At 48.9% G+C, this 24,699-nt stretch carries 17 protein-coding genes; 8 read left to right on the forward strand and 9 right to left on the reverse strand.

The genetic code is table 11. The annotated features are described in order from the left end of the window. Positions 1 to 70 precede the first annotated feature (70 nt). Positions 71 to 709, reverse strand: coding sequence for a hypothetical protein (locus FCL45_RS17605; RefSeq protein WP_136798324.1), 639 nt, complete (start codon positions 707 to 709; stop codon positions 71 to 73). A gap of 383 nt (positions 710 to 1,092) precedes the next feature. On the opposite strand from FCL45_RS17605, the gene FCL45_RS17610 reads away from it, so the two are divergent. After that, positions 1,093 to 2,394 carry an integron integrase gene (locus FCL45_RS17610; RefSeq protein WP_217907600.1) on the forward strand — a complete coding sequence of 434 codons (1,302 nt, stop codon included), beginning with the start codon at positions 1,093 to 1,095 and terminating at the stop codon, positions 2,392 to 2,394. Positions 2,395 to 2,426: 32 nt separating this feature from the next. Here FCL45_RS17610 and FCL45_RS17615 read toward each other — a convergent pair whose 3' ends face one another. Together FCL45_RS17615 and FCL45_RS17620 are read right to left on the reverse strand one after the other, a co-directional pair. Next, entirely contained in the window at positions 2,427 to 4,313 is a 1,887-nt protein-coding gene (locus FCL45_RS17615; RefSeq protein WP_136798325.1) for a GNAT family N-acetyltransferase, read from the reverse strand. Between the two features lie 168 nt (positions 4,314 to 4,481). Next, positions 4,482 to 5,147: a transglutaminase-like domain-containing protein gene (locus FCL45_RS17620; RefSeq protein ID WP_136798326.1), complete on the reverse strand. Its 666-nt coding sequence runs from the start codon at positions 5,145 to 5,147 to the stop codon at positions 4,482 to 4,484. Between the two features lie 406 nt (positions 5,148 to 5,553). On the opposite strand from FCL45_RS17620, the gene FCL45_RS17625 reads away from it, so the two are divergent. Together FCL45_RS17625 and FCL45_RS17630 are read left to right on the forward strand one after the other, a co-directional pair. Beyond that, complete coding sequence (locus tag FCL45_RS17625) at positions 5,554 to 5,775, forward strand: hypothetical protein (RefSeq protein WP_136798327.1); 222 nt, start codon at positions 5,554 to 5,556, stop codon at positions 5,773 to 5,775. Positions 5,776 to 5,803: 28 nt separating this feature from the next. Beyond that, complete coding sequence (locus FCL45_RS17630; RefSeq protein ID WP_136798328.1) at positions 5,804 to 7,123, forward strand: L,D-transpeptidase family protein; 1,320 nt, start codon at positions 5,804 to 5,806, stop codon at positions 7,121 to 7,123. Positions 7,124 to 7,161: 38 nt separating this feature from the next. Here the strand turns inward: FCL45_RS17630 and FCL45_RS17635 are convergent, their stop codons facing one another. The 6 genes from FCL45_RS17635 to FCL45_RS17660 form a co-directional block, all read right to left on the reverse strand. Next, complete coding sequence (locus tag FCL45_RS17635) at positions 7,162 to 8,319, reverse strand: acyl-CoA dehydrogenase family protein (protein ID WP_136798329.1); 1,158 nt, start codon at positions 8,317 to 8,319, stop codon at positions 7,162 to 7,164. 156 nt (positions 8,320 to 8,475) lie between these two features. Then, positions 8,476 to 9,261 carry an enoyl-CoA hydratase-related protein gene (locus FCL45_RS17640; RefSeq protein ID WP_228721356.1) on the reverse strand — a complete coding sequence of 262 codons (786 nt, stop codon included), beginning with the start codon at positions 9,259 to 9,261 and terminating at the stop codon, positions 8,476 to 8,478. Positions 9,262 to 9,289: 28 nt separating this feature from the next. Continuing rightward, positions 9,290 to 10,057, reverse strand: coding sequence for a DUF6125 family protein (locus FCL45_RS17645; protein ID WP_136798330.1), 768 nt, complete (start codon positions 10,055 to 10,057; stop codon positions 9,290 to 9,292). A gap of 71 nt (positions 10,058 to 10,128) precedes the next feature. After that, the gene (locus tag FCL45_RS17650) at positions 10,129 to 11,331 is read right to left on the reverse strand and encodes a M24 family metallopeptidase (protein WP_136798331.1); all 1,203 of its coding nucleotides are present in this window, start codon (positions 11,329 to 11,331) and stop codon (positions 10,129 to 10,131) included. Positions 11,332 to 11,530: 199 nt separating this feature from the next. Continuing rightward, positions 11,531 to 12,379 (reverse strand): 3-hydroxybutyryl-CoA dehydrogenase, encoded by an 849-nt coding sequence (locus FCL45_RS17655; RefSeq protein ID WP_136798332.1) that lies wholly within the window; start codon positions 12,377 to 12,379, stop codon positions 11,531 to 11,533. A gap of 218 nt (positions 12,380 to 12,597) precedes the next feature. Beyond that, positions 12,598 to 13,776, reverse strand: coding sequence for an acetyl-CoA C-acetyltransferase (locus tag FCL45_RS17660; RefSeq protein WP_136798333.1), 1,179 nt, complete (start codon positions 13,774 to 13,776; stop codon positions 12,598 to 12,600). A gap of 529 nt (positions 13,777 to 14,305) precedes the next feature. Here FCL45_RS17660 and FCL45_RS17665 point away from each other — a divergent pair. The 5 genes from FCL45_RS17665 (at position 14,306) to FCL45_RS17685 (ending at position 24,506) form a co-directional block, all read left to right on the forward strand. Next, on the forward strand, positions 14,306 to 16,072 hold the full coding sequence (locus FCL45_RS17665; protein WP_136798334.1) for an acetate--CoA ligase: 1,767 nt from the start codon (positions 14,306 to 14,308) through the stop codon (positions 16,070 to 16,072). A gap of 223 nt (positions 16,073 to 16,295) precedes the next feature. Next, the gene (locus tag FCL45_RS17670) at positions 16,296 to 17,441 is read left to right on the forward strand and encodes an acyl-CoA dehydrogenase (RefSeq protein ID WP_136798335.1); all 1,146 of its coding nucleotides are present in this window, start codon (positions 16,296 to 16,298) and stop codon (positions 17,439 to 17,441) included. 226 nt (positions 17,442 to 17,667) lie between these two features. After that, entirely contained in the window at positions 17,668 to 18,321 is a 654-nt protein-coding gene (locus FCL45_RS17675; RefSeq protein ID WP_136798336.1) for a TetR/AcrR family transcriptional regulator, read from the forward strand. Between the two features lie 99 nt (positions 18,322 to 18,420). Continuing rightward, on the forward strand, positions 18,421 to 21,696 hold the full coding sequence (gene icmF, locus FCL45_RS17680) for a fused isobutyryl-CoA mutase/GTPase IcmF (RefSeq protein WP_136798337.1): 3,276 nt from the start codon (positions 18,421 to 18,423) through the stop codon (positions 21,694 to 21,696). A gap of 710 nt (positions 21,697 to 22,406) precedes the next feature. Then, positions 22,407 to 24,506 (forward strand): PAS domain-containing hybrid sensor histidine kinase/response regulator, encoded by a 2,100-nt coding sequence (locus FCL45_RS17685; protein ID WP_136798338.1) that lies wholly within the window; start codon positions 22,407 to 22,409, stop codon positions 24,504 to 24,506. The last annotated feature ends 193 nt before the right edge of the window (positions 24,507 to 24,699 follow it).

Genomic DNA, 24,699 nt, shown 5'->3' on the forward strand with positions numbered 1-24,699 from the left:
TTTGTGGTTATAACGTGGAATTGAGGGGCGCGTGCCTTTTACGTGTCCCTCTCGAATGATTTGTTAAAATTTAGTATATTTTCTTATACTTTTTTTTAAATGACTCATTTTCAATCAAAGTAAGTTCATTTTCATTATAATCAAAACTATACTCATAATATGTCTTAGCCGTTGCTGGCCATAGTCTTAGTTTTCCATTAACAATATCGTAAATCCCTCTAACATATGATGCTTCTTGAAACATAGACAAATGGATACCATTTTCGGTGTATTCATGGGATAATCTAGGATAGTCAGGGACTTTTATGTGCCATCTGCCTACTAATGGAAATTTCGAATTATATTCTCTTTCTGGCAATCGAACAGCTTCCCATCTTTCCGACAATTCTAATGGTTTTTCTGAAACAACTGCATTAAATGTTAGGATATCACCTTTTACATTATAAAAGTATTTACGTACAGGCGGATCTACTTTAGGAGTCAACTCAGTAATAGTTAATATGTTATTTTCTAACTTATATTTAGATTCAAACACCTGGCAATAAAATAACTCAAACTTACCATTGTCTTTAAAAATGTATACATCATTGTAACGATTATCATCTTTTTCAACAGTTATCCACTTGCCAACTAAATCAATAGCGTAAACTTGATTAATATTCAAAATGACACTTACTATTAACAACAAGAAGGATATTATTTTTTTCATATTTTAACGTGTAATATAGGACTAGTCCCATTTTGGGAGTTTTTCATTAATTTAAATTTCAAAATTCCCGCATAGCCAATACCCACATAGTGGTATCATGGTTTTTTTCATTTATAAAACTCATCGTTATGTAAGTGAAATGTAATAACTTTATGCCATAGTATGCCAATCAACGACAAGTTGCAAGTTCAATATTCCTAGCCAACATATGTCTTATAATACGTTGATATCCATCATATGGGACTATGTGTATAATATGCAATTCTGATATTTTTCTTATCTTTTGCATAAGGATTGTTACTAATATGAGAGGTTTTTTTGTCCTATAATACGCATTATCCCGTCATATAGGACTAGTCCTTATAACTCACGATAATTAAGCTATGGATAAAAAAACACTGTATTCACGCTCTTTTCAAGCGTCCGATTTTGGGGAATATCTTTTAAAAAGTCCTATTGTGCCCCCTGGGAAAGAGCAGTATATGGTCAGGTGGGTTCGCAAATTTTTTCAAACAAGGGTCAAGTTTACAGAAAATGACTGGCGATTACAGCTACCGCTGTTCATAGAGATTTTAGCAAAATCTGGCTTTGATACATGGCAACTTCAACAAGCGGAAGAAGCTGTTCGATTATACTTTTTCAATTTTATAAACTCGACCGTTGAAAACCCAAGCGTCGGCAAAGTCTCAGCCGAGTCTCAAGAAGTAGTAACACCCCAAAAAGCCGTAAATGCATTTTTGTCTAACCTTAGACTGAGGCATTATGCAAGAACCACTGAAAAAATCTACCTTCAATGGGTTAAACAATTTCTTGCTTTTTGTATCAAAAAAGACAAGAAATTCAACGATACCAATGCCATTACCCAAACTCTAGCCAAAGACTTTTTAGCCTATCTTGCAATAAATAAGCACGTATCCGCTTCCACTCAAAATCAGGCCTTCAATGCTTTGCTACTCTTTTTCAAGGTGGTACTAGATGTTGAACTCTCGGAAATGCGGGACGGAATTCGGGCCAAAGTTGACCGTAAGCTTCCTGTGGTATTTTCCATAGATGAGGTAAGAATTCTACTCGAAAAAGTATCCGGAACACGAGGCCTCATGCTACAGCTTATCTATGGAGGAGGTTTGCGCGTTAATGAATGTTGCCGCTTGCGAATTCAAGATATCGACTTCACACATAATCTGATCTACGTACGTGATGGAAAAGGAGGAAAGGATAGAACTACCCTTTTGCCTGAAATGCTGAAGCCGAAACTCAAACCTCACATAGAAAATGTTATCGATTTACACCGGGAAGATATTGCAGCCGGTTATGGTGAAGTCTGGTTGCCCAATGCATTATCGAGAAAATACCCTAATGCTTCAAAACAAACAGCCTGGCAATGGCTATTTCCAAGTGGCAGGATCTCAGTTGATCCGGTTTCTGGCAGGATAGGCAGGCATCATGTATTGGATAAGATGCTCCAACGGTATTTCAAAAACATATTGAATTCAAGCGGCATTCATAAGCATGCTTCGGTGCATACTCTGCGACACTCTTTTGCCACCCATCTGCTCCTGAATGGTATCGACCTACGACAGATTCAGGAATACCTTGGACATTCACGAGTTGAAACCACCATGATATATACACATGTGATAAAAGATTTGAGAGAACCAACAGCCAGCCCGCTAGATCTGCTTTAATTAAATGACAGACATATTATTGCATCATTATCTTAAATTACATCCTCAAACTTACAGGTCAGCACAAGGTCCCCGTCTTCCAAACGCTTCTGCACCTTGTAGGGTAATGTCTGAAACAGTTTGATCATGCCCTTGTTGCCCGGGGAAGTAAAAGCCATAAGGCCCGCCAAACCGTTTTCGCGCGCTGCTTCAGCCAATTTGCGCAGGAAAATTTTACCCAGGCCTTTACCCTGCAGATCCCTGCCTACCGAAAAGGCCACCTCTGCCATATTTGCCCCCCTGAGTCGCATCATCTCAGCCACACCTACGATTTTACCAAAACCGAATTCACCGGTGACTGCCACCAGGCTCAAGGCGTTGACATAGTCGGTATGCGAACGTGCTTCAACATCGGTCCGGGTAAAATGCGATTTCTGGCAAAAAAAGCGGGACAAAACGTCTTCTTTAGGCAGCGTATAATAATGCTCCTGAATTCTTCTCTCATCCACGGGTTTGCTTGGCCGGATAGTGACTCGCTGCCCATCGAGGTCAAGGACCTCTTCAAGCTTGACCGGGTAAATTGCCTTCACGGCCTCACCAAGGGTTCGCTCTGTGCCAATCAAGCCCAATTCTTTAGACTCCTTGAAGAGCTCTTCACGGAAATCGGGGTGAGCCAGACTGATCATTGCTATAACTCGTTCCTGCAGGCTTTTGCCGAACAGATTGACAATACCATATTCAGAAGCGACAAAATGCACATCACCCCGCGGGACCAACACCACATCATCCTGCAGATGTGGAACGATATTCGATCTGATTGATCCATCTTCATTCTGAGAGGTGGAACGAATCATCAGGATGGATTTACCACCAGGTGAGCGCCGGGCTCCCCGAACAAAATCTGCAATCCCAGAGATACCGGCAAAACGCGAACTGAGCCGCGCCTCTGCCGCCATCTGCCCGGTGAGATCCATAGAATGTGCGACATTGAGGGATACCATCCTGTTATGGCGTGAAATGACGAATGGGTCGTTTACATAATCCGAGGGGTGGAAATCCACCGCAGGATTGTCGTTTAAAAATTCGTAGAGATCTTCGCTTCCCACCGCCATGGAGGCAACCATCTTGCCGTCGTTAAAGCCTTTTCGCTGGTTGGTAATATTACCACGGGCATAGAGTTGCATTATGTCATCGGTAAGAAACTGGGAGTGCACGCCAAGATCGGTCTTGTTGGAGAGGGCCTGCAATGTAGCCTGGGAGGCTGCATCGAGGCCAATTTGCAGGGTCGAACCATCTTCTATGACCCGGGCGATATGTTTACCGATTAACTGGTCTGCTTCTGAAGGATCATTGGTGTATGGGACAGAAAGAATCGGTTCCTCATGCTCGACAAATACATCTACATAGTTCACATGAAGAAAGCTCTGGCCCATTACCCGTGGCATGCGAGGGTTGATCTGGGCGATAACCAGATCAGCCGCCCGTGCGGCTGCAAGAGTGACATCCACTGAAATACCAAGGCTCATCCAACCAAAGTCATCGGGTGGCGAGACCTGGATCATGGCCACATTGATCGGCAATTTTCTGGTTGAAAAAAGCATTGGTACATCCGACATGTTCATCGGGGTGATAAAGCGCTTGTGTCTTGAAATCGCCTCTGAACGGGTTGAACCAAGGTAAATGGAACGTACATTGAGACTGGTGTCTTTGGTTCTGTCGGCAATAGCCGCAAAGGAGACCGTTTCGAGGGTAAGCAGGCGCAGGATCTCAAGCCCACTGAAACTGTTGGCTTTAGCCACCAGCGCCTTTACCAGTTCCTGGGGTTCACCGCAGCCCGAGCCAATAAACACCCGCTGACCGGATTGAATTTTCCCGATTGCAGCTTCTGCGCTTACGGTTTTCTCGACATAACTGTCTGCCCAGTGTTTTGAAGTCGGCATATCCTACGTCCTTTGAGTATGATGCCAGCCCCTTTTAGCATTGCGCGGCGCTGAAATCCTTTTTTTTTTTCTGATTTCCCCAACTACCCTTAACAGTAAAGCAAGCGTGATTAAGCTACAATATTTTTAATATTTTCAAAGTACAGCACCACTATTTACCCTGCTTTTTTACCTGGCGGTCTCTCTTGACACATCTGCGTCAAAATCCGCATCTTTACCTTGCTCTATATCCGAATAGTGCTCAGCAAAAGTCCGGCGAATCTCAGTGAGCGGCAGATCCTGGAATCTGCCCCTGTCATGCAAATATTCCATATGCCTGTTCCCTTTATTATCAAAGGGATGAAAAACAGAGTCCTCTCTGCCGTTAAATTCAAGAGGCGGAAAACCAAACTTCTCGCAGAGCTGGAGGTTAAAGGCAGGCGTTGCCTTAACCCACACACCCTCTAAATACATATCGGTAAATCCGTGCCAGTAAAATACATCGGTTTTCATCAGCCGGCGAAGCCGCTCGGTGGAAAGATGGTTACGGACGTCTCCAAAGCCCAGCCGGGCCGGAATATTCTTCGCCCGACAACATGCGGCGAGCAGCACGGCCTTGCTCACACACCAGCCATACCCTTTGCTTAAAGTCGCCGAGGCTCGTATTTCCTCAAGTGTAAGATCGACCTTATATGGATTGTAGCGGAAGTCATCACGCACTGCATAATAAAGTGACACAGCCATTTCAACAACTGATGTACCGGCAACAGTGTTGCGGTTTGCATATTCTCTTACTGCGGGATGATCACAATCGATACTCGGGGTACAGGCAAGATAGCCGTCTGGCACTGTCATTATTAATAACTCCTTTTTTATGATATCTAAAGACATTACAAGGTATAGCAGGGTTGCAGTTTTCACAAACAATTTTCGCATTTCATAAAAATCTTGCCTGGATCACATTCTGATCTTTTTTCTTCTCTTCAAAAAGCCTCTTCTTTCAGCTAGGATAATTATGACAGCCTGGAGAATGCCAAATTTAAGGGTATTCCCACAAACGGGCACCAGATTGGAACAATGCTGTAGTTATTTGCCAGCGTTACCCACACGATTCATCAGCAGTGCCTGGATAGTACCAGCGGAACAGCAGACACAGTACTTATGCAGGTTTTCAATTCTGCATCAACACTAGGAATGTGAAGATGCAGCGCCCGGCAAAGTTCCAGCCAGAGCTCTAGAATTAACAAAGGAGGATTACACAATGAAAAGGTGGAAAACTACTAAACTTTCAGCTATCGCAACACTTTTTATGGTTTGCACCATGATGTTGTCCAGTGGTTGTGCACACAAAAAAAATACCGAGCAAGAAGCTATGATGAATCGGACTGAAGCCGCCGCCACCAGGGCTGAAGATGCTGCTATGAGAGCAGAAAATGCCGCCGAGAAGATGGAGCGCATGTACGAGCATGGAATGAAGAAGTAGCTATCATTACCTTTTTAAACTTTTCTTTATGAGCTATTCGTTTAAGGCTGCCTTTGCTGGTTTGCGACGGAGCCGTAATCAACAACAGCGCAACCCTGTTGCGCTGTTGCTTTTTTCCATCCTGTGCTGCGTCCTTTTTCTGCCACCTTCGCACCTTCCTGTCGCAAACGCAGGTGAGGCCAGGGCAATGGGGCGTGACGAGCATGTTTCCCATGGCAAACTCATTGTCGTGTCCCCTAACTCCAATATAGTCATAGTCGATGCCGATCAGTCCGGCAGACAGCGCATCGTTGGTGGAAAAGTCGCTCCCGACGCCATCCTGGTAAAGGATGGGAAAAAAGTCAACCTCAAGGCTTTTCGGGTTGGAGACTATGTTAAGATTCTCTGGCGCTACACCAGTATAGGTAAACAAATCGTCTCTCTTGCCACAACCGATGAAAGACCTGCCCCCAGACCCGCTCCGGTCAAGAGCAATGGTATAATTCAACCATCCCAAACACAGGCCTCATATAATGGCTCCGGGCTCTATACCTCGCAGATCCGACCTATCATCGGTTACAAGGTCAGTCATGTGGTTGGCCCTAAAGAGACCTTGCTCAAAATCGCCCGCAAATACAGTCTTGGTTACAACGAAATAATTGATCTCTACCCGCAATACGACCCCTGGCTGCCGCCGGTAGGTCAAAGACTGGCACTTCCTACCGAACGCATCCTGCCCGATGCGCGCCAGCAGGGCATCGTCATAAATATTGCTGAGCTAAGGCTCTATTATTACCATAAGCGCAATGGCATACCCATGGTCACCACCTATCCGGTCAGCATCGGCACGCCCTCGCATCAGACGCCCCTCGGTCGCTACCATATTGCCAGCAAAACCGTTGACCCAACCTGGACCGTACCGTCGTCGCTGAGGCACAAATATTCTTTCCGCTCCGTTCCACCCGGCCCGGACAACCCGCTTGGCAAATACTGGCTTGGCCTGAGCATACGTGCTTATGGTATTCACGGCACCGATATCGCCTGGTCTGTGGGCCGCACCATTACCCAGGGTTGCATTCGGATGTACCCTGAAGATATCGAACGATTTTTCGGGGTGATAAAAATGGGGACCAAAGTCAATCTGGTCTACCAGCCCATTAAAGCTGCACGGGACGGCAACAAGATCTACATCGAAATACACAAGGACGTATACCAAAAGCACCTCAGTCTCGGCAGCCTCGCAAGGCGTGCCCTGAGCGACAAGGATCTCTGGCCGCTAGTAGATCGACACAAGCTGGCGATTGCTCTGCGGGACCAGAGCGGAGTTCCGGTGGATATAACCGATGACTCTCTGCAGGCCCGCCGATAACCGCCGCTGCCACTTCAGATATTTCCGGCAAAACCTGATCAGGACAGTTCGCTCAGGATTTCCCGCGCTATGATCATTCTCTGAATTTCGCTGGTTCCCTCGTAGATTGTGGTAATACGCGCATCCCTGGTATAGCGTTCGATCGGGTAATCCCTGGTGTAGCCATAGCCTCCGAGTATCTGCATTGCCTCGTAGCAGGCTTTGTTGGCAGTCTCAGATGCAAATAACTTGGCCATGGATGCTTCTTTGGCAAAACTTCGACCCTGTTCCTTTTTATACGCGGCGTTCATAAGCAGCAGACGACTTGCTTCAAGCGCGGTATACATGTCGGATATTTTCCACTGTATGGCCTGAAATTCACTGATCAGTTTACCGAATTGTTTGCGTTCCAGCGAATATGTGGTGGCGACGTCCATGGCAGCCAACCCTATCCCCAGTGCCAGTGAACCGATGCCGATACGCCCACCGGCGAGCTCTGTCACCGCGACCCGAAAGCCATTATTTTCCTTGCCCATCATCGCATCGGCGGGGACACGGCAATTCTGAAAAAGAATCTCGTTGGTGGCCGAAGCATTCTGGCCCATTTTCTCTTCCTTTTTGCCGACTATTAATCCTTCCGTATCTGCTTCCACCAGAAACAGACTGATTCCTTTGCCTTTCGGTGCGGCCGGATCGGTTACCGCCCAGACCACGAAAACTCCTGCACAGTTACCACTGGTGATAAAAATCTTCGAGCCGTTAAGCACCCATTCATCGCCGTCGCGCACTGCTCTGGTGGTCATGCCTGCCGGGTCTGAACCGGCACCGGGCTCTGTCAGGGCAAAGGCACCAGCCAGATACTCGCCATCACAGATCCGCCTGATATACTTTTGTTTCTGCTCTTCGCTCCCAAGTGCCTGAATTACCTCATTGACCATATTATTGACAGAAACCGTCACCGCAGTCGATGAACATGCTCTGGCAATCTCTGTGAGGGCTATGCTGAATGCAACCACACCCGCTTCTGAACCACCATATTCATCATTCACATTGAGCCCCATCAACCCCAGCTCTGCCAGCTTTTTCAAGTTGGCATGGAACGTTTCAATATTGTCACCGCGATCAAGCTCATCAGCCACCGGCGCCAGTTCGGCTGCTGCAAATTCGCGGGTCATATCCTGTATCAATCGCTGTTCTTCTGTTAAATCAAGATTCATGCTTTCTCCAATCATTTGTTGTATGACCAAAGGTCGGTACTTCCGTCCCAAGCCCGTGCTGATTAAAGATTCCAGTTGGAGCTTGTGAAGGCCGGTACAGAGCAGATGCTCTGCGAACCAGCCAACCGGATCGACTCGTGGAACAATCGACCGAAATTACTCACCGGTGAACTCGGCTCTCCGCTTTTCAAGAAATGCCTTCATCCCCTCTTTCTGGTCCGAAGTCGCAAAGCATTGACCAAATTGCACCGCCTCATACCTGCAGGCACGGCCAATATCCATCTCCAGACCATTCTTCATGGTCTCTTTACAGAGACGAATTGCCACGGGGCCTTTACTGGTGATTTTCTCCGCCATGGTCATGCAGGTTGGGAGCAACTGCTCTGCCAGCACCACCTTGTTTACCAGACCGATGCGATGCGCTTCCGTTGCGTCGATCATATCGCCGGTAAAGAGCAGTTCCGCCGCCAGCCCCCGACCAATAATCCTCGGTAATCGCTGGGTTCCGCCAAAACCTGGAATAACCCCAAGATTTACCTCGGGTTGACCGAATCTGGCATTCTCTGAGGCTATTCTGATATCGCAGGAAATAGCCAGTTCACAACCTCCGCCCAGAGCGAAACCGTTTACAGCCGCAATCACCGGTTGTTTCAGGTTTTCCACCGCACTCATCACCTGATGCCCAAGTTCGGCAAATTCTGCTCCGGCCCGGGCATCGAGTTCCTGCATATGGGCGATATCCGCACCGGCCACAAAGGCCTTCTCACCGCCACCGGTAAGGATCACCGCACCGATCTCCCGATCCATATCGATCTCATAAAAACAACATTGTAATTCTTTCAACGTTTCAAAGTTCAGTGCATTGAGTGCCTTAGGACGATCTATGGTAACTACTGCAACAGCACCTTTTTTCTCAAAACGAACATTGTTCATGGCGTGCATTGATCTCTCCTTTTTGCGGTCAGTCTTCTCATACGGCCCTGGCCTGATCCGTGTCGTTCAATACAAATCTCCAGGCACAATACCAATCTTCCGGGTGCTCATCCGGAGGACAGCCGATACATTCGGTACTGATTCTGCTGTCTATGCTTCTGGCGAAATAGGTATACTCCACCAGGCCTGCAGACTTGCATGGGTAATCAGCCATGCCCTTTCGCTTCCTGGCGCTCTGCACCCGGCACTCGTTCATCTGAAAAACAAACGATTCAGGTGTTTCCTCACATATCGACTGCGTGTTGATATTTGCATACAACCTGAGCGCCAGAGCCTGCTGTAATCCTGCCAGTCCAGACTGCTCCCCCAGCTGCAGCTTTTCTTTTATTGTTTCAGCCTCAAAAGGTGAAAAGCGCGCCCAGCATGAATCGTTGCATCGTTTGGCGTCGTTCATCCCTTCCGACTTCTCAATGGTCTGAAACCAGACACCATCGTTGACCAGCCAGTTTTTCGCTATACGCTGCCGCAGTTCATGCAGCCTGGCCTCATCCATCTCCAGAAGCGGCTCCGGTATGCCATCCACCAGATCGAACTCAAAAAGCTTGGCCAGATGTTTGAGCTGAATGTTGATTGAAGTTTTAGCGGCCTTCGAGAGTATCCTGCTTGCCTTTTCATGGCCCAACTGGTGGTGCACCTCGCTGTACCAGAGAGCGTGGTGAATGATGAGACGGTGAAAAAGATCCAGCACATAGCCTGCCGTCTCTCTCTGGTCCAGCTCCGAAACATTTTTAATATCGGTTGGCATAGTATCTCCATGTTGGATATAACCGCAGCAACTGTTTGTAATGTCGTACCCTGTCAGGATTTCACATCACTTCATACCAGGGCATGGATCTCATCCGGAAAATGCGTCAACCGCTCAAGCCCGCCCGGAGTCACCACATGGGTGTTTTCAATTCCCACCACACCTTTGCCAGGGAGAATGACTTTGGGCTCCAGGGCGATGACCATGTTCTCTGCCAGCTTCAGTTTTTGTCCCTTGGCAATGAATGGAAATTCGTCCAGTTCCAGCCCCACGCCATGACCTGTAAAACGTATTTTTCGATCTCCAACGCCCATGAAGTTTTCCGCCAGCCCTTTGGCCTCTGCCAGGGATATCATCTGCTCATAGAGTTCCCCTGCTATCGCACCGGGCACAGCGAGTCTGGCAATACATTCCTGAATCTCCAGCATCGCTTCGTGGGCTATTAAAAACTCATCCGGCACAGTGCCCAGCGAGAAGACTCTGGTGTGGTCTGAGATATAGCCATTGTAAGCGAAAACATAATCAACCAGCACCGGCTCATTGGCTGCTATTTTATTAAATCCGGCACCTTGACTGATCAAACCGCTTACCCCTTTACCACCGGTGGGTGAGGCCAGATAACTGGGGACTGCTGCGGCTGCTCCCGCCATGATGTGGCCGTAAAACAGCTCGCTGCCAAAAAGCCGCATACGTACTATGCCCTGATGCCCAAGACTTCTGGCATACGCCTCCACCTCGCCTGCCAGGGCAACTTCCGTTTTGCCCTCTGCCAGCAGCTCCGGCACCCGCGACGCCACCTTGTCTGAAAGCGCGGCTGCCGAACGTAGCAGACCCAGCTCGTGCTCCGATTTAATGGAGCGGATCAACCGGATCTCAAGGGAGACATCCTCAATCTCCGCCCCATCAAAAATTTGTTTGTATTGAAAGTAGAGTGCGGTCGGCAACACGTCCAGCTCCATTCCCAGACGCTTTGGGGACGGATAGCCATACTCCTTGAGAAGGGCCGGTATCTTTTTCGGGCTGACCAGGGGTACAATCCATTCCAGCCCAGATTCCTCCTCTGCCCTTTCAAACTCTTTGAAAATCATCAGCAGCGGCCTGCCCTCAACCGGCACGAAGAGCCAGCCCTGCTGAGAGGTTCCGCTGAAATAGTAGAAATCGGTTTTCTGTACGATCAGTGCTGCATCGATACTCTTCGCCGCCAGAGCCTGTTGTAGCTTTTGTATTCGGCTGGCCAGTTCCGACGCCGGTGTTCCGATAATTTCTGCTTTCATCACAATCCCCTGAGTTACACGACGTTCAGTTTGAAGATTGGCGAAGGTGTTTTTCTACTCCGCCCGGATTTCTCATCAGCTCAGGCAGCGTTATCTTCTGCAGCATTTTGCAGATCACAAGCAACATACTGTTCGTATAAAATATTCAATACGGTATCGACTCCCTGCCAGTCAACGGCATGTTCACGAGAAATTCGGCTTAATAGTCGTAGAACCCCTTGCCGGTCTTTCTTCCGTACCAGCCCGCCTCCACATATTTTCTGAGCAATGGACATGGCCGGTATTTCGAGTCCTTGAAACCATCGTAGAGGGTCTCCATAATAGCCAGGCAGGTGTCTAAACCAATAAGATCCGCAAGCGCCAGCGGCCCCATCGGGTGATTCATGCCGAGCATCATTACGGTATCGATATCTTCTTTCTTGCCCACACCGGTATAGAGGCAGAATATCGCCTCATTAATCATGGGCATCAGGATTCTGTTAGCAATAAAGCCCGGAAAATCATTGGCCTCGGCCGGAGTCTTGCCAAACCGCTCGCACAGTTCCCAGGTGGTTGAAAAGGTCTCATCCGAGGTGGCAATTCCCTTGATCACCTCAACCAGTTTCATGACAGGCACCGGATTCATGAAATGCATGCCGATCACCTTATCAGGTCTCCCGGTCTGGGCCGCAATTCGGCCAATGGGAATAGAGGAGGTATTGGTGCCGAGGATTACCCTGGCCGGACAGATTCGATCGAGATCACGAAAAATTGCGAATTTCAAATCCTCCTGTTCGGTCGCGGCCTCCACCACATAATCGACCTTAGCCATATCATCCAGGCTTGAGGTAATGCTGATACGGTCAATGGCTTCCTGGCGGGAGTCATCAGACATTTTTCCCCGCTCTACCATCCTGTTGAGATTTTTTATGATGTGATTCAGGCCAGTTTCAGCGAATTCCTGCTTGATATCACTCATCAGTACCTGCAGGCCGCTCATTGCCGCAACCTGGGCAATACCGTTACCCATCTGCCCTGCCCCAACCACACCAAATGTCTGTACGCTCATAACTCGCTCACCTTTCAGTAATCCGTTTGTTGAAGTACTTCTGAGGCTATACAACCTGCCTGTTATCGACTGCAGTCATAGACTGTCCCCCGGCAGCTTATGACTGCAGTCTGTCTTCTCCTTTAAACAGCACACTCAACTGCTTCAAACTTTTTGACCTGTTGCGTAATTGTTGCTTTTTGACAACGTTATGGCATTGGATTTCTTTTCAATTCAGCCTAGGGTCGACGAACAATCAACGCCACCGCTTCCCCACCGCCAAGGCAGAGAGAAACCAATCCCCGCTGTAAATCTCTACGCTCAAGTTCATAGAGCAGATCGGTCAACAGTCTTGCACCGCTTGCTCCGATTGGATGACCAAGAGCGACGGCGCCACCGTTGACGTTGACTTTGTCCGGGTCCAGTTCCAGGACCCTGTTTATACCAACCGAGGTACCGCTGAAGGCTTCGTTTATCTCGAAAAGATCAATATCCTGAATGGCAATCCCTTCTTTCTTGAGAACTTTCGGGATTGCGTAGATTGGTGCCATCAACACATATTTCAACTCTATTCCGTGGGATGCCTGGGCCCCGACCTCGGCCATTATCGTGCAACCGAGTTCCTCGGCCTTTTCCCTGCTCATGAGTACTAAAGCGGCAGCACCGTCACTGATAATCGACGCATTACCGGCTGTGCCAACCCCATCCTTGGCAAAGGCCGGCCTCATTCTGGCAAGAGTCTCATAGTCCGTAGGCTGAACACATTCATCCACAGAAAATATCTGCGGCTCCTTACCTCGTCGCGGTATGGATACCGGAGCTATCTGATCTGTAAAACGTCCTTCTTCAATCGCTTTACCTGCCCGCCTGAATGATTCTGCCGCAAACCTGTCCTGATCTTCCCGGCTGATCTGCCACTTCTGGCTGCTCAACTCATTGGACATACCCATGTGGAAATCATTGACCACATCCCAGAGTCCATCATGAACCATATGATCCTCTATCTTGCCCGGCCCCATTCTGTAGCCCCATCGCGCTTTTTCCATATAGTACGGAGCGCTACTCATGTTCTCCATACCGCCGGCTACAATGATATCAGCATCACCACATTGAATGGCCTGGGCCGCGAGCATTACCGCTTTCAATGAAGAACCACACACTTTGTTGACGGTGATCGCTTCCACCAGATCAGGAAGCCCGCCCTTGATCGCTGCCTGCTTTGCCGGGTTCTGACCGTAACCGCAGGGCAGTACCATACCCATGATACATTCATCAACAGACTCTGGAGCAAGACCAGCGCGCCCCACGGCTTCCCGAATCACATGGCCACCCAGTTCTGTTGCCCCCGTTCCGGCAAGAGAGCCGCCAAAGCTGCCCAGTGGAGTACGCACCGCACTTACGATTACAGCCTGTTTCATGACATTCCCCTCATGTTGAGTTGCTGTTCAGATAGAAGGAACAATTTTTATCTCTCTGTCAGATAGTTACGACCACTTCCCCTCGTATTTACGCGCTCCCGGAGTGCTCCTGCCGGTTTACTTCACAATTGTGTAAAAAAAATATCTTGAACTACTCTGCATTTCATTGTTTAATCGAACAAAACATAAACCGACCAAGCGCTCGCTCTCCTGTTGAAGATGTTTACTCACCGGCATCTTTTTGTCAATCATTTTCAACGAAGAGCCAAACTTTCATCTCTCTGGAGATATGAGTAAAAGATTGGACGGCTGCCCTGATCCGGCAAATTGAGATTTTTTGTTCCAGCGATACAGGCAGGTAATCTGCCAGATGCAATCTGAACCCTGGCTACAATGACGAGCGAGCGCTCGTTAGATTTTCGATGTACTGAGTGAAGTTTTTTGCAGTGTTGTGGATGTTTCTTTAGTGGGCATGGGCCTTTGGCCTGCTCTGATGTACACCTCAAAACCTGAACTGCAAGGAGTCATTATGGGTATGGAAAATCTGTACAAAGAGGTTATGGACCTCAACCTGATGGAGGACAACGATCAAAAAGAGGCGGTTGCAAAGGATTTTTTTAAAAAATTCAATGCAATGGAACTCCCGGAAACTTTTAACTGGGCCGAAGAAATCTTTGAAGGGCTCCATGTCCAGGAACGCCCCGACCATCTGGCCCTGATCTGGGCAGATATTCATACCGGTGACAGTAAACAGTTCACGTATAAAGAGTTTGCTGAGCGAGGCAACCAGTGCCTGAACGGGCTTCATAAAGCCGGGGTCGACAAAGGCGATAATATGTACCTGATGGCACCCATCGTGCCGGAGACCTGGTTCGCCAGCTATGCTTGTGTCAAGGGCGGTGTTATAGCTGTTCCCACCGCCACTACCATGACTGTCCGTGAGCTGCAATTCAGATTTGAGACGTATAAGCCCGACTGTATACTGGCAGATGAAATTTACACCGACATCATGGATGAAGCGCTGAAACTGACTGGTGTAACGCCAAAAATCAAGCTGGTGCTCGGTGAGAAAGACGGCTGGACAAATTTCAAACAGCTCAACGATGAACCCACAGAGGCAAAAGCCGCAGCCACAGCCTCCAACGACCTGTTGTTCTGTTTCTTCACCTCCGGCACCACCGGGCTTCCCAAGCGGGTCGGTCATACGGCGGCCTCCTACCCCATCGGCCATCTTTCCACCTCGGTGATGATCGGTATCCGCCCTGACGATGTGCATCACAACCTGAGCGCACCAGGCTGGGCTAAATGGGCATGGTCGAGCTTTTTCGCACCGCTCAATGTCGGCGCCACCGCCACCGGTTTTAACTTTGCCGCCCTGGATGGCGACAAGTACCTCGCCACCATCGCCAAACACAAGGTTTCCACTTTTTGCGCTCCACCAACGGCATGGCGACTGTTCATTAATCTCGATGTCTCTAAATTCGATTTTTCGGCGCTGCGTCAATCAATCGGTGCGGGCGAACCATTGAACCCGGAGGTAATCTCCAAGTGGAAGGGGCTTACCGGCACCGAGATTCGCGATTTCTACGGCCAGACAGAATCCACCGCTATGATCGGCAATCCTCCATGGATGACAGGTAAAATGCGTAGCGGATCGTTCGGCTATCCATCATTCATGTACGATGTCACCCTGGTCGATGAAGAAGGAAACGAGGTCACCAAAACCGATGAACCCGGCCATATCGTCGTTCGTCTCGACCGCTGGCGCTCGGTTGGCCTCTTTACCGAATATATCGGTAACCCCGAAAAAATGACCTCGGTATTTATCGACAATTATTACTATACCGGTGATAGAGCTTCCATCGACGAAGACGGCTACTGGTGGTTTGTCGGTCGCAGCGATGACGTTATCAAGTCTTCCGATTTCCGTATCGGTCCATTCGAGGTTGAGAGTGCGCTTATCGAACACGATTCTGTCGCCGAGTCTGCCGTAGTAGGTGTTCCCGATCCCAAACGGCATCAGCTGGTTAAAGCATTCGTCATCCTGAAAGAGGGGTATGAACCTTCCAGGGAGCTGGCGCTTGATCTCTTCCAGCACACCATTCAGATTCTTGCCAAGTTCAAGATTCCGAGAATCATCGAGTTCGTCCCTGAGCTGCCCAAGACCTTAAGCGGCAAGATCCGCCGTATCGAACTCAGGCAACAGGAAACTGATCGCCCCGATTCCGGCAAGGCTGGTGAACGTAAAGAATTCTTCTATTGGGATTTTCCAGAGCTGAGTTCTAAGAAAAACTGATCAGGCATAGACGTTCGATTTCTATGAAAAGGTTTTATTAAGACTGGCAGTTGCATCATTTGAGATCATTCTGCACCCGGCTGGCAGCACGCTTCGGCCCCTGTTACCACCGCCCACTGGAACAGCCGTACACGTCGACGACTCCTCCTCCGGGTGTGGGATGCATCTCTTTTACAGCTATTCCGACCGATAATACCATCGTCAGGCATATGGAGCGGGCTATATGAATTTTGAATTATCAGAAGAACAACGGTTGATTAAAGATATGGTTCGTGACTTCGCCGAAAACGAAGTCGCCCCAAGCGCCGCCGAGCGCGATGAAGAAGAGCGGTTCGACCGTGCTTTAATGTTTGACCGCCTTGCTGAACTCGGTCTTACCGGCATAATTTTCCCGGAAGAGTATGGCGGAGGCGGGGCCGATTATCTCAGTTATGCCCTAGCCGTTGAAGAACTCTCGAGAGTCTGTGCCTCCACCGGAGTCACCCTTTCGGCCCATATCTCACTCGGCTCAAATCCCATCTACCTGTTCGGCACCGAAGAGCAAAAACAGAAATTTCTGACTCCACTCGCCGAAGGAAGCAAGATGGGCGCTTTCGGACTTACCGAACCTTCTGCCGGATCGGATGCCGGAGGTACCAGAACCACAGCCAACCTCGAAGGCGACCAGTATATACTGAACGGCACCAAGGTCTTCATTACCAACGGTGGAGATGCGGAAACATATCTGGTGCTGGCTCGAACTGATAAAAATGCGCAAAAACATCATGGCATCAGCGCGTTCATCGTAGAAAAAGGCACTCCCGGTTTTACTTTCGGAAAAAAAGAAAAGAAAATGGGAATCCGCTCATCCCCTACCATGGAACTGGTTTTCGAAAATTGCGCGATCCCTGCCTCCAATCTCCTGGGAGAGGCCGGAGAAGGCTTCAAGATCGCCATGAAGACCCTGGACGGTGGACGTATCGGTATTGGTTCCCAGGCACTTGGTATTGCTCAGGGTGCTTTGGATCTTGCTGTCGATTACGCCAAAGAACGCAAACAGTTCGACACTCCAATTGCCAGGTTCCAGGGCGTGCAGTTCCAGCTGGCAGATATGGCCTGCCTGGTTGAGGCCGCCCGGCTGCTGATATACAAGGCGGCCTATCGGGCGAGTAATAATCTGTCGTACAGCCAGGAAGCGGCAATGGCCAAACTCGTTGCCAGCGAGGCTGCCATGAAGGTGACCACCCAGGCTGTGCAGATATTTGGCGGATATGGTTATTCCCGTGAGTTCCCGGTGGAACGCATGATGAGGGACGCCAAGATCACCGAGATATACGAAGGAACCAGCGAAATCCAGAGGCTGGTTATCGGTACTCATCTTTGCCGCTGAGCTACCGGCCCGAATTTCTCTTGAGATACGCCTTTTGTCGAGACAGAAAATAGAAACCCGGGCTGTAAGCGTTTAAGAGGTGCTGACTAAGACTGTTTGAGAGATCTGCGGACGGGGCGGTTAAATCAGGTTTTTCTTTTGTTCTTTCTTAATATTGTATAGTTTACCATCGTATTTCCTTTGCAAGATCAATAGGTAACCGAACAACGATAGGCAAAAACAACATATGAGAACGAAAGATAGCGATGCAAAAGAGGTAGTTACCCAGATCAAGAATCAGGAGCTGGTGAAAGAGAGGCGCCGTCAGATTGTCGACGCCGCTGTACCGCTCTTCATTGAACACGGCTACCACAAAACCACCACCCGATTGCTGGCGAAGGCCACCGGTCTCTCAATAGGTACCATGTATGACTATATCTCCACCAAGGAGGATGTGCTGTATCTGGTCTGCATGGCAATTTTTTCCGAAGTTGAACACGGCGTCAAAGAGGCGCTGGCCAGACCGTTGAGAGGAAAAGACGCTCTGGCAGAAGTTATTCGGGAATATTTTCTGGTCTGCGACAAAATGAGTGACCACGTGCTGCTGATGTATCAGGTCACCCAGTTCCTGTCGCCCAAATGGCAGAAAAAGGTGCTCGAAGCAGAGATAAACATCACCGACCTTTTTATCGAGGCAATGCACCAGATCAGAAGCACCGGCACCTTGCCGGAGCTCGACGACGACACCATCAACCTGATGGGCCATAACATCTCCATTCTTGGCCACTCATGGACTTTTAGAAGATGGTACTTTGCCAAACACTTCACCATTGAGAGCTACATCGCGCAGCAGACTGATTTTATCATGAACTTCCTGGACAGTAAGAAGGAGCCTGTTTAGCCCCGGCGCCTTCTGCTGTATCCTCCTGGCTGCTACGCTTCGCGTGAAAGTGTCTGGAAATCGTCGAGCGCGATTTCACCTGAAACATGAGGAAACACCATGAACGCGAATGTAGAAGTCTATTCTCCCAATCACGCTGTCAGGGTCATAACGGCCACTTCACTCTTTGACGGTCACGACGCCTCAACCAATATTATGCGGAGAATCCTGCAGGACTCCGGGGTTGAGGTCATCCACCTGGCTCATAACCGCTCCGTACAGGAACTTGTAGACACCGCCATCGAAGAAGATGCCAATGGTATTGCCATGTCCAGCTATCAGGGCGGACACATGGAGGCGTTTAAATATATGATCGACCTCCTGAAAGAACGGGGGGCATCACATATCAAGGTGTTTGGCGGTGGTGGCGGAGTAATCGTCGCCGACGAAATTAAAGAGCTCGAAGAGTATGGCGTCACCAGGATCTATTCCCCTGAAGATGGTGCGACCATGGGCCTGCAGGGCATGATCAATGACATGATCTCCCGTATGGACTTTGCCACCACCAGCCTCAAGGAGCTCAATCCCGATCAGCTGAACTGTTCTGATAAAAGAGAAGTCGCCAGATTTATCACTGCGGCCCAGCAGGCGAGGACAGAGGGCAGCGGTAATCTGGCTGAACTGCTGGCCATGATCGAGCCGATGGCCGCCAAAAACACGCCGCCGGTGATTGGCATTACCGGTACCGGTGGGGCAGGAAAATCTTCTCTCACCGATGAGTTACTGCTCAGATTCTTAAACGATATACCAGATATCAATATTGCCATTATCTGCTGTGATCCGTCCCGGCGGAAAACCGGCGGTGCCCTGCTCGGTGACAGGATTCGCATGAATTCCATCTCCGGCTCTTCACGGGTCTATATGCGCAGCCTGGCTACCCGCGATTCTGCCAACGAAGTCTCCGCGTCGCTCCCCGATGCGATAAAGGTCGCCAAAGCCGCAGGCTTTGACCTGATTATCGCCGAGACAGCCGGCATCGGCCAGGGTGATTCAAAAATTACTGACCTCTCTGATCTCTCGGTGTATGTGATGACCAGCGAGTACGGCGCCCCCTCGCAGCTCGAAAAAATCGACATGCTGGATTACGCCGATATTATCGTCATCAATAAATTTGAGAAAAAAGGCAGCGACGACGCCATTCGAGACGTACGCAAACAGGTGAAACGCAATCGCAAAGCCTGGGAAACAGACACTGAGGATTTTCCGGTGTACGGTACCATCGCCTCCAAATTCAATGATGATGGAGTCACGGCACTTTATCATGGCATCATCGAAGGGTTGGCAGCCAAAACCAGCCTGCAGCTCACTCCAGGCTTACCAAAGCCGGACAAGAAGACCCCGAGTTCAAAAACCATAGTAATCCCTGCCAACCGCATCCGTTACCTCGCGGAAATTGCCGATACCGTTCGCGGCTATCATCAGTATACCGAAACCCAGTCCCTGGCTGTTCGTAACGCCTGGCACCTCAACCAATCAATCAGTATGCTTGAAGATGCAGGTACCTGCGTACCAGAGGCATTGACCGCATTGCAGGAACAAGAAGAAGCGCTGCGGCTCCATGTTGCCAAGGAGACCGAAGAGGCTCTGGAAACCTGGGAAGACCGCCGTAAAGCGTATTCCGGTGATGAGCTGGTTTATGTAATCCGCGGCAAGGAGATCAGGGTGCCACTCTACACCACGTCTCTCTCCCATTCAAAAATCCCTAAGATCGCCCTGCCCTGGTTCAGTGATCCGGGCGATACTTACCGCTGGCTGAGAAAAGAGAATCTGCCCGGTTTCTTCCCCTTTACCGGAGGAGTCTTCCCGCTCAAACGTACCGAAGAAGACCCGACCAGAATGTTTGCCGGTGAAGGAGGTCCCGGTGAAACCAACAAGCGATTCAAACTGCTCTCTGCCAACTATGAAGCCAAGCGTCTCTCCACCGCCTTCGACTCGGTGACCCTGTATGGCTGGGACCCGCACAGCAGACCCGATATCTATGGCAAGATCGGTACCTCAGGCGTTTCAATCTGTACCCTTGATGACGTCAAGCTGCTTTATGACGGTTTCGAGCTCTGCTCACCGACCACTTCGGTCTCCATGACCATAAACGGACCCGCACCGATTATCCTGGCCATGTTCATGAACACAGCCATGGACCAACAGCTTGACAGATACCAGCAGGAGAATGGCAGAAAACCCGATGCCGAGACCGAAGCGCAGATCAGAAAGGATGTACTTGCCAATGTCCGTGGTACTGTTCAGGCAGACATTTTAAAAGAGGACCAGGGCCAGAACACCTGCATTTTTTCCATAGAGTTTGCCCTGAAGATGATGGGTGACATTCAGGAGTTCTTTATCGAAAACAGGGTCCGCAATTTCTACTCAGTCTCCGTCTCGGGTTACCATATCGCCGAAGCCGGAGCCAATCCCATCACTCAGTTGGCGCTGACACTCTCCAACGGTTTTACCTATGTAGAGTACTATCTGGCCAGAGGTATGGACATCGACAGCATCGCCCCCAACCTGTCATTCTTTTTTTCCAACGGCATGGACCCGGAATACACGGTTATCGGCAGGGTGGCCCGTCGAATCTGGGCGGTAACCATGCGCGAAAAATATGGTGCTTCCGAGCGATCGCAAAAACTGAAGTATCACATCCAGACGTCAGGCCGTTCCCTGCACTGCCAGGAGATCCAGTTCAACGATATCCGCACCTCCCTGCAGGCACTCTGTGCGATCTATGACAACTGCAACAGCCTGCACACCAACGCCTACGATGAGGCGATCACCACCCCAAGTCAGGAATCTGTTCGCAGAGCCCTGGCGATCCAGTTGATCATCAACCGCGAATGGGGCCTTGCCAAAAATGAGAACCCGCTGCAAGGCAGTTTTGTGGTCGATGAGTTGACCGATCTGGTGGAAGAAGCGGTTCTCAGCGAGTTTGAACACATCAGTGATCGGGGCGGCGTGCTTGGTGCCATGGAGACCGGCTACCAACGGAGCAAAATCCAGGAAGAGTCTCTGTATTATGAGCATCTCAAGCATTCAGGCGAGTATCCGATTATCGGCGTGAATGCCTTCAGGAACCCAGATGCCAACTTCGATGAAGAAAACGCCACACTGGAACTTTCCCGCGCATCGGATGATATCAAACAGGACCAGTTGCGCCGGCTGGCGGACTTCCATGAAAGAAATTCCACGCAAAGCCAGGAACAGCTGGAAAAATTAAAAGCGGTCGCGTTAGGCGGCGGTAACATCTTTGAACAGCTCATCGAAACGGTTCGTTACTGCAGCCTCGGTCAAATCACCACTGCTCTCTATGAAGCAGGAGGGCAATACAGAAGAAACATGTAACCCTGGAACCTTCAGGGTGTCATTTACAAATGCCGGTTTGTCTTTTTACAAACCGGCATTTGTAATCTGCCCCCCATAACATCCCCCCGTTGCAGGAATAATCGCACTATATTCGGCCTGACCTCAGCATCCATTGGCCTTGCAACCAATGGATGCGGGCTGATTGCCACCCTGATAAATATTGCCACATATGTTGCACAGATTTACTATGTAGTAAGCATGAGGCTCTATACGCTCAAATAGCGCTTTGCAATACAATACGTTTATCGATACCAAACAGCACAACCGGGCAAATACTGCCTGGACAATAGACAAAGTTATTTTGCAACATTCTAATATGATTGATTTACCCGTAACACTTCCATAACAACAGGGGCAAAAAATTGTTATAGAACAGCAAACAGACTAAGGGACTGGGACAGAATATACCGGGTTTGCCTGATGCCGCTATACCCATGCACGACGTTCCGGGCAATTTGGCTTTATTGCCTGATAACACGTTTTTTACATCACAGTTGACAATCACCTAACGTCATCAATCACCATCTCATTATCCCAGCTCCATATTCTGTCTGAGAACTGCAGCACTATGCAGCAGTAGTCCTTAAAGATCCGGCCTTAAAAACTGTTGAAGCTTTTGACACCAGTGTCAGCATGTTTCAAATCTCACCGCTGTAAGGCACTGCCCCACCCACAAAGGGAAGACCAAAATGGCAAACAAACCTCTCGACAGAAACGATAAATTTTCGGCTTTGCGCAAAAGAGCAGAAAGATGGTTACGCAAACAACCCGGTCAGACCCTACCCTCACCCGTCACCAGTGAAATGCAGAAACTGGTACATGAACTTTCTACGTATCAGGCAGAACTTGAAATCCAAAATGAGGATTTACTCCAAGCACAGAGTGAATTAGAGCGAGCCAATCAAATCTGTTTCGATCTTTACGATTTCGCTCCCGTCGGCTACCTAACCATAGACAATAAAGGCCTGATAACACAAATAAACATTGCTGCAGCAGAAATGCTTGGCAGAGACAGGCTCCGACTCCTCAACAAGTCTTTTTCTTCCTTCATTGTCCGTGACGATCTTCCAGTATATTACCGTTTTCGTAAGGATATTATTCAGACCCACCTCAAACAGAATTGTGAGCTCCAAATCCTCAGCGACGAAAAAAGTACGATTCATGTTTTATTGTCCGGCACCGAGTTCAACCACTCCGATGATGACAGGCAATTCAGAATAACCCTGACCGATATTTCTGCCCGTAAGGCCCTTGAACATGTCCTCACCCGGAAAAACAAGGAATTGGAACACGCCATCGATTCAATGCATGACATGATCACTATCCATGATAGGGAAATGAACATTATCCGGGCAAGCAAATCAATGTGCGACACCTTCAATTTAGAGATTGAAGACCTGCAGGGCAAACGCTGTTATGAGATATTTTGCGGATCATCAGAGGTCTGCCCCTCGTGCCCGTCAATTAAAGCAATAGACAAACAGAAAACATTCACTTCTGTGATCAAAAATCACCAAACAGGCAAGTCATTCCACGTAACCTGCTCGCCACTTATTAATAACGGCGACGATCGTAACCTGGCAGTTCACATAGTCCGGGATATTACCCAACAGCTCAAGCTGGATGAAGAATATCTCCAACACCAGAAGATGGAAGCCATAGGCACATTGGCTGGAGGAATTGCTCATGATTTCAACAATATTCTCACTTCGGTTCTTGGTTTCTCTGAAATTGCACAGCGCAAGATACCAGAAGGAAATGAAGCGAAAGAAGATTTAGACCACGTCATTCTTGCTGCGAAGCATGCCAAAACACTCGTTCAACAGATACTTACCTTCAGTAAAAAGAAGCAGGAAAAGAGAGAACCCATACAGATAGCACCTGTTATACATGAAGTCTTGCAGCTTATTCGCGCATCACTGCCTTCTACTATTCGGGTAATTGAAAAGATTGACGATGACTGCGGCCATATCCTGGCAACTCAGATGGGTCTTTATCAGATCACTATGGACCTCTGTAGCAACGCAGTTCACGCCATGACCAGCGCCCACGGTCAGCTCTCGGTTAACTTGCAGATAGTTGCACATTCACATTCCCCATGTGAAAATGGAACGGCGGATAGTGCCCCAAAGAATTATGTACTCCTTACGATCACCGACACCGGCATTGGCATTGAAGAGAAAATAGTAAGCCGCATCTACGAACCCTACTTCACAACCAGGTCCACAGACAAAGGAAATGGCATGGGATTGGCAATGGTTTACGGACTGGTAAACGATTTTGGAGGATATATAGAATTTGAAAGCAGCCCGGGAGAAGGGACTGGTTTCCATGTCTATTTTCCTGTAATCGGCAAGGAAACTGATATAAAGATACGAGACACTGCTGGTCCCTCTCCAAGGGGTGATGAGCATATTTTAGCTGTGGATGATGACAAGGTTATAGCTCGACTTTATCAGGCTTTTTTAGGCAAACTTGGCTACCAGGTCACCATCTTTTCAGATAGCGAACTGGCTCTTGAATATTTTCGTGCAAATCCTGATAAATTTGACCTCATCATCACAGACCAGACCATGCCCCACATTACCGGTATGGAATTATTAGAGTATATTCTGCAGATCAGAAGAGACATCCCGGTGATACTTTGTACAGGATACAGCTCTTTTATTTCCGAAAAGCAGGTTAAAGAAATCGGCTTCAAGAGTCTGATCCCAAAACCCATCAGCCAGCGCCAGCTTGCCAATACAGTTCGCACCCTCCTTGATGCAACACCGACGCAAACGATATGACAATCTTCACCCTTCGGGCGAGTTGAGACGGTCAGCCATCCCGCCTCGCTTTTGAGCTTTAGCTACTTGTTATCATAAACCTCACGTCTCCCTGGCGATCAGGCCGTCTCAACGCGAGACATATGCGGGTTGGGGGTGGTTAGTAGCCGGGACTTTTCCAGTGGAAAAATATGAAAATTGTGAACTCCGTGCA

Source organism: Desulfosediminicola ganghwensis (assembly GCF_005116675.2).
In the GTDB taxonomy this organism is placed as follows: Bacteria; Desulfobacterota; Desulfobulbia; order Desulfobulbales; family Desulfocapsaceae; genus Desulfopila; species Desulfopila ganghwensis.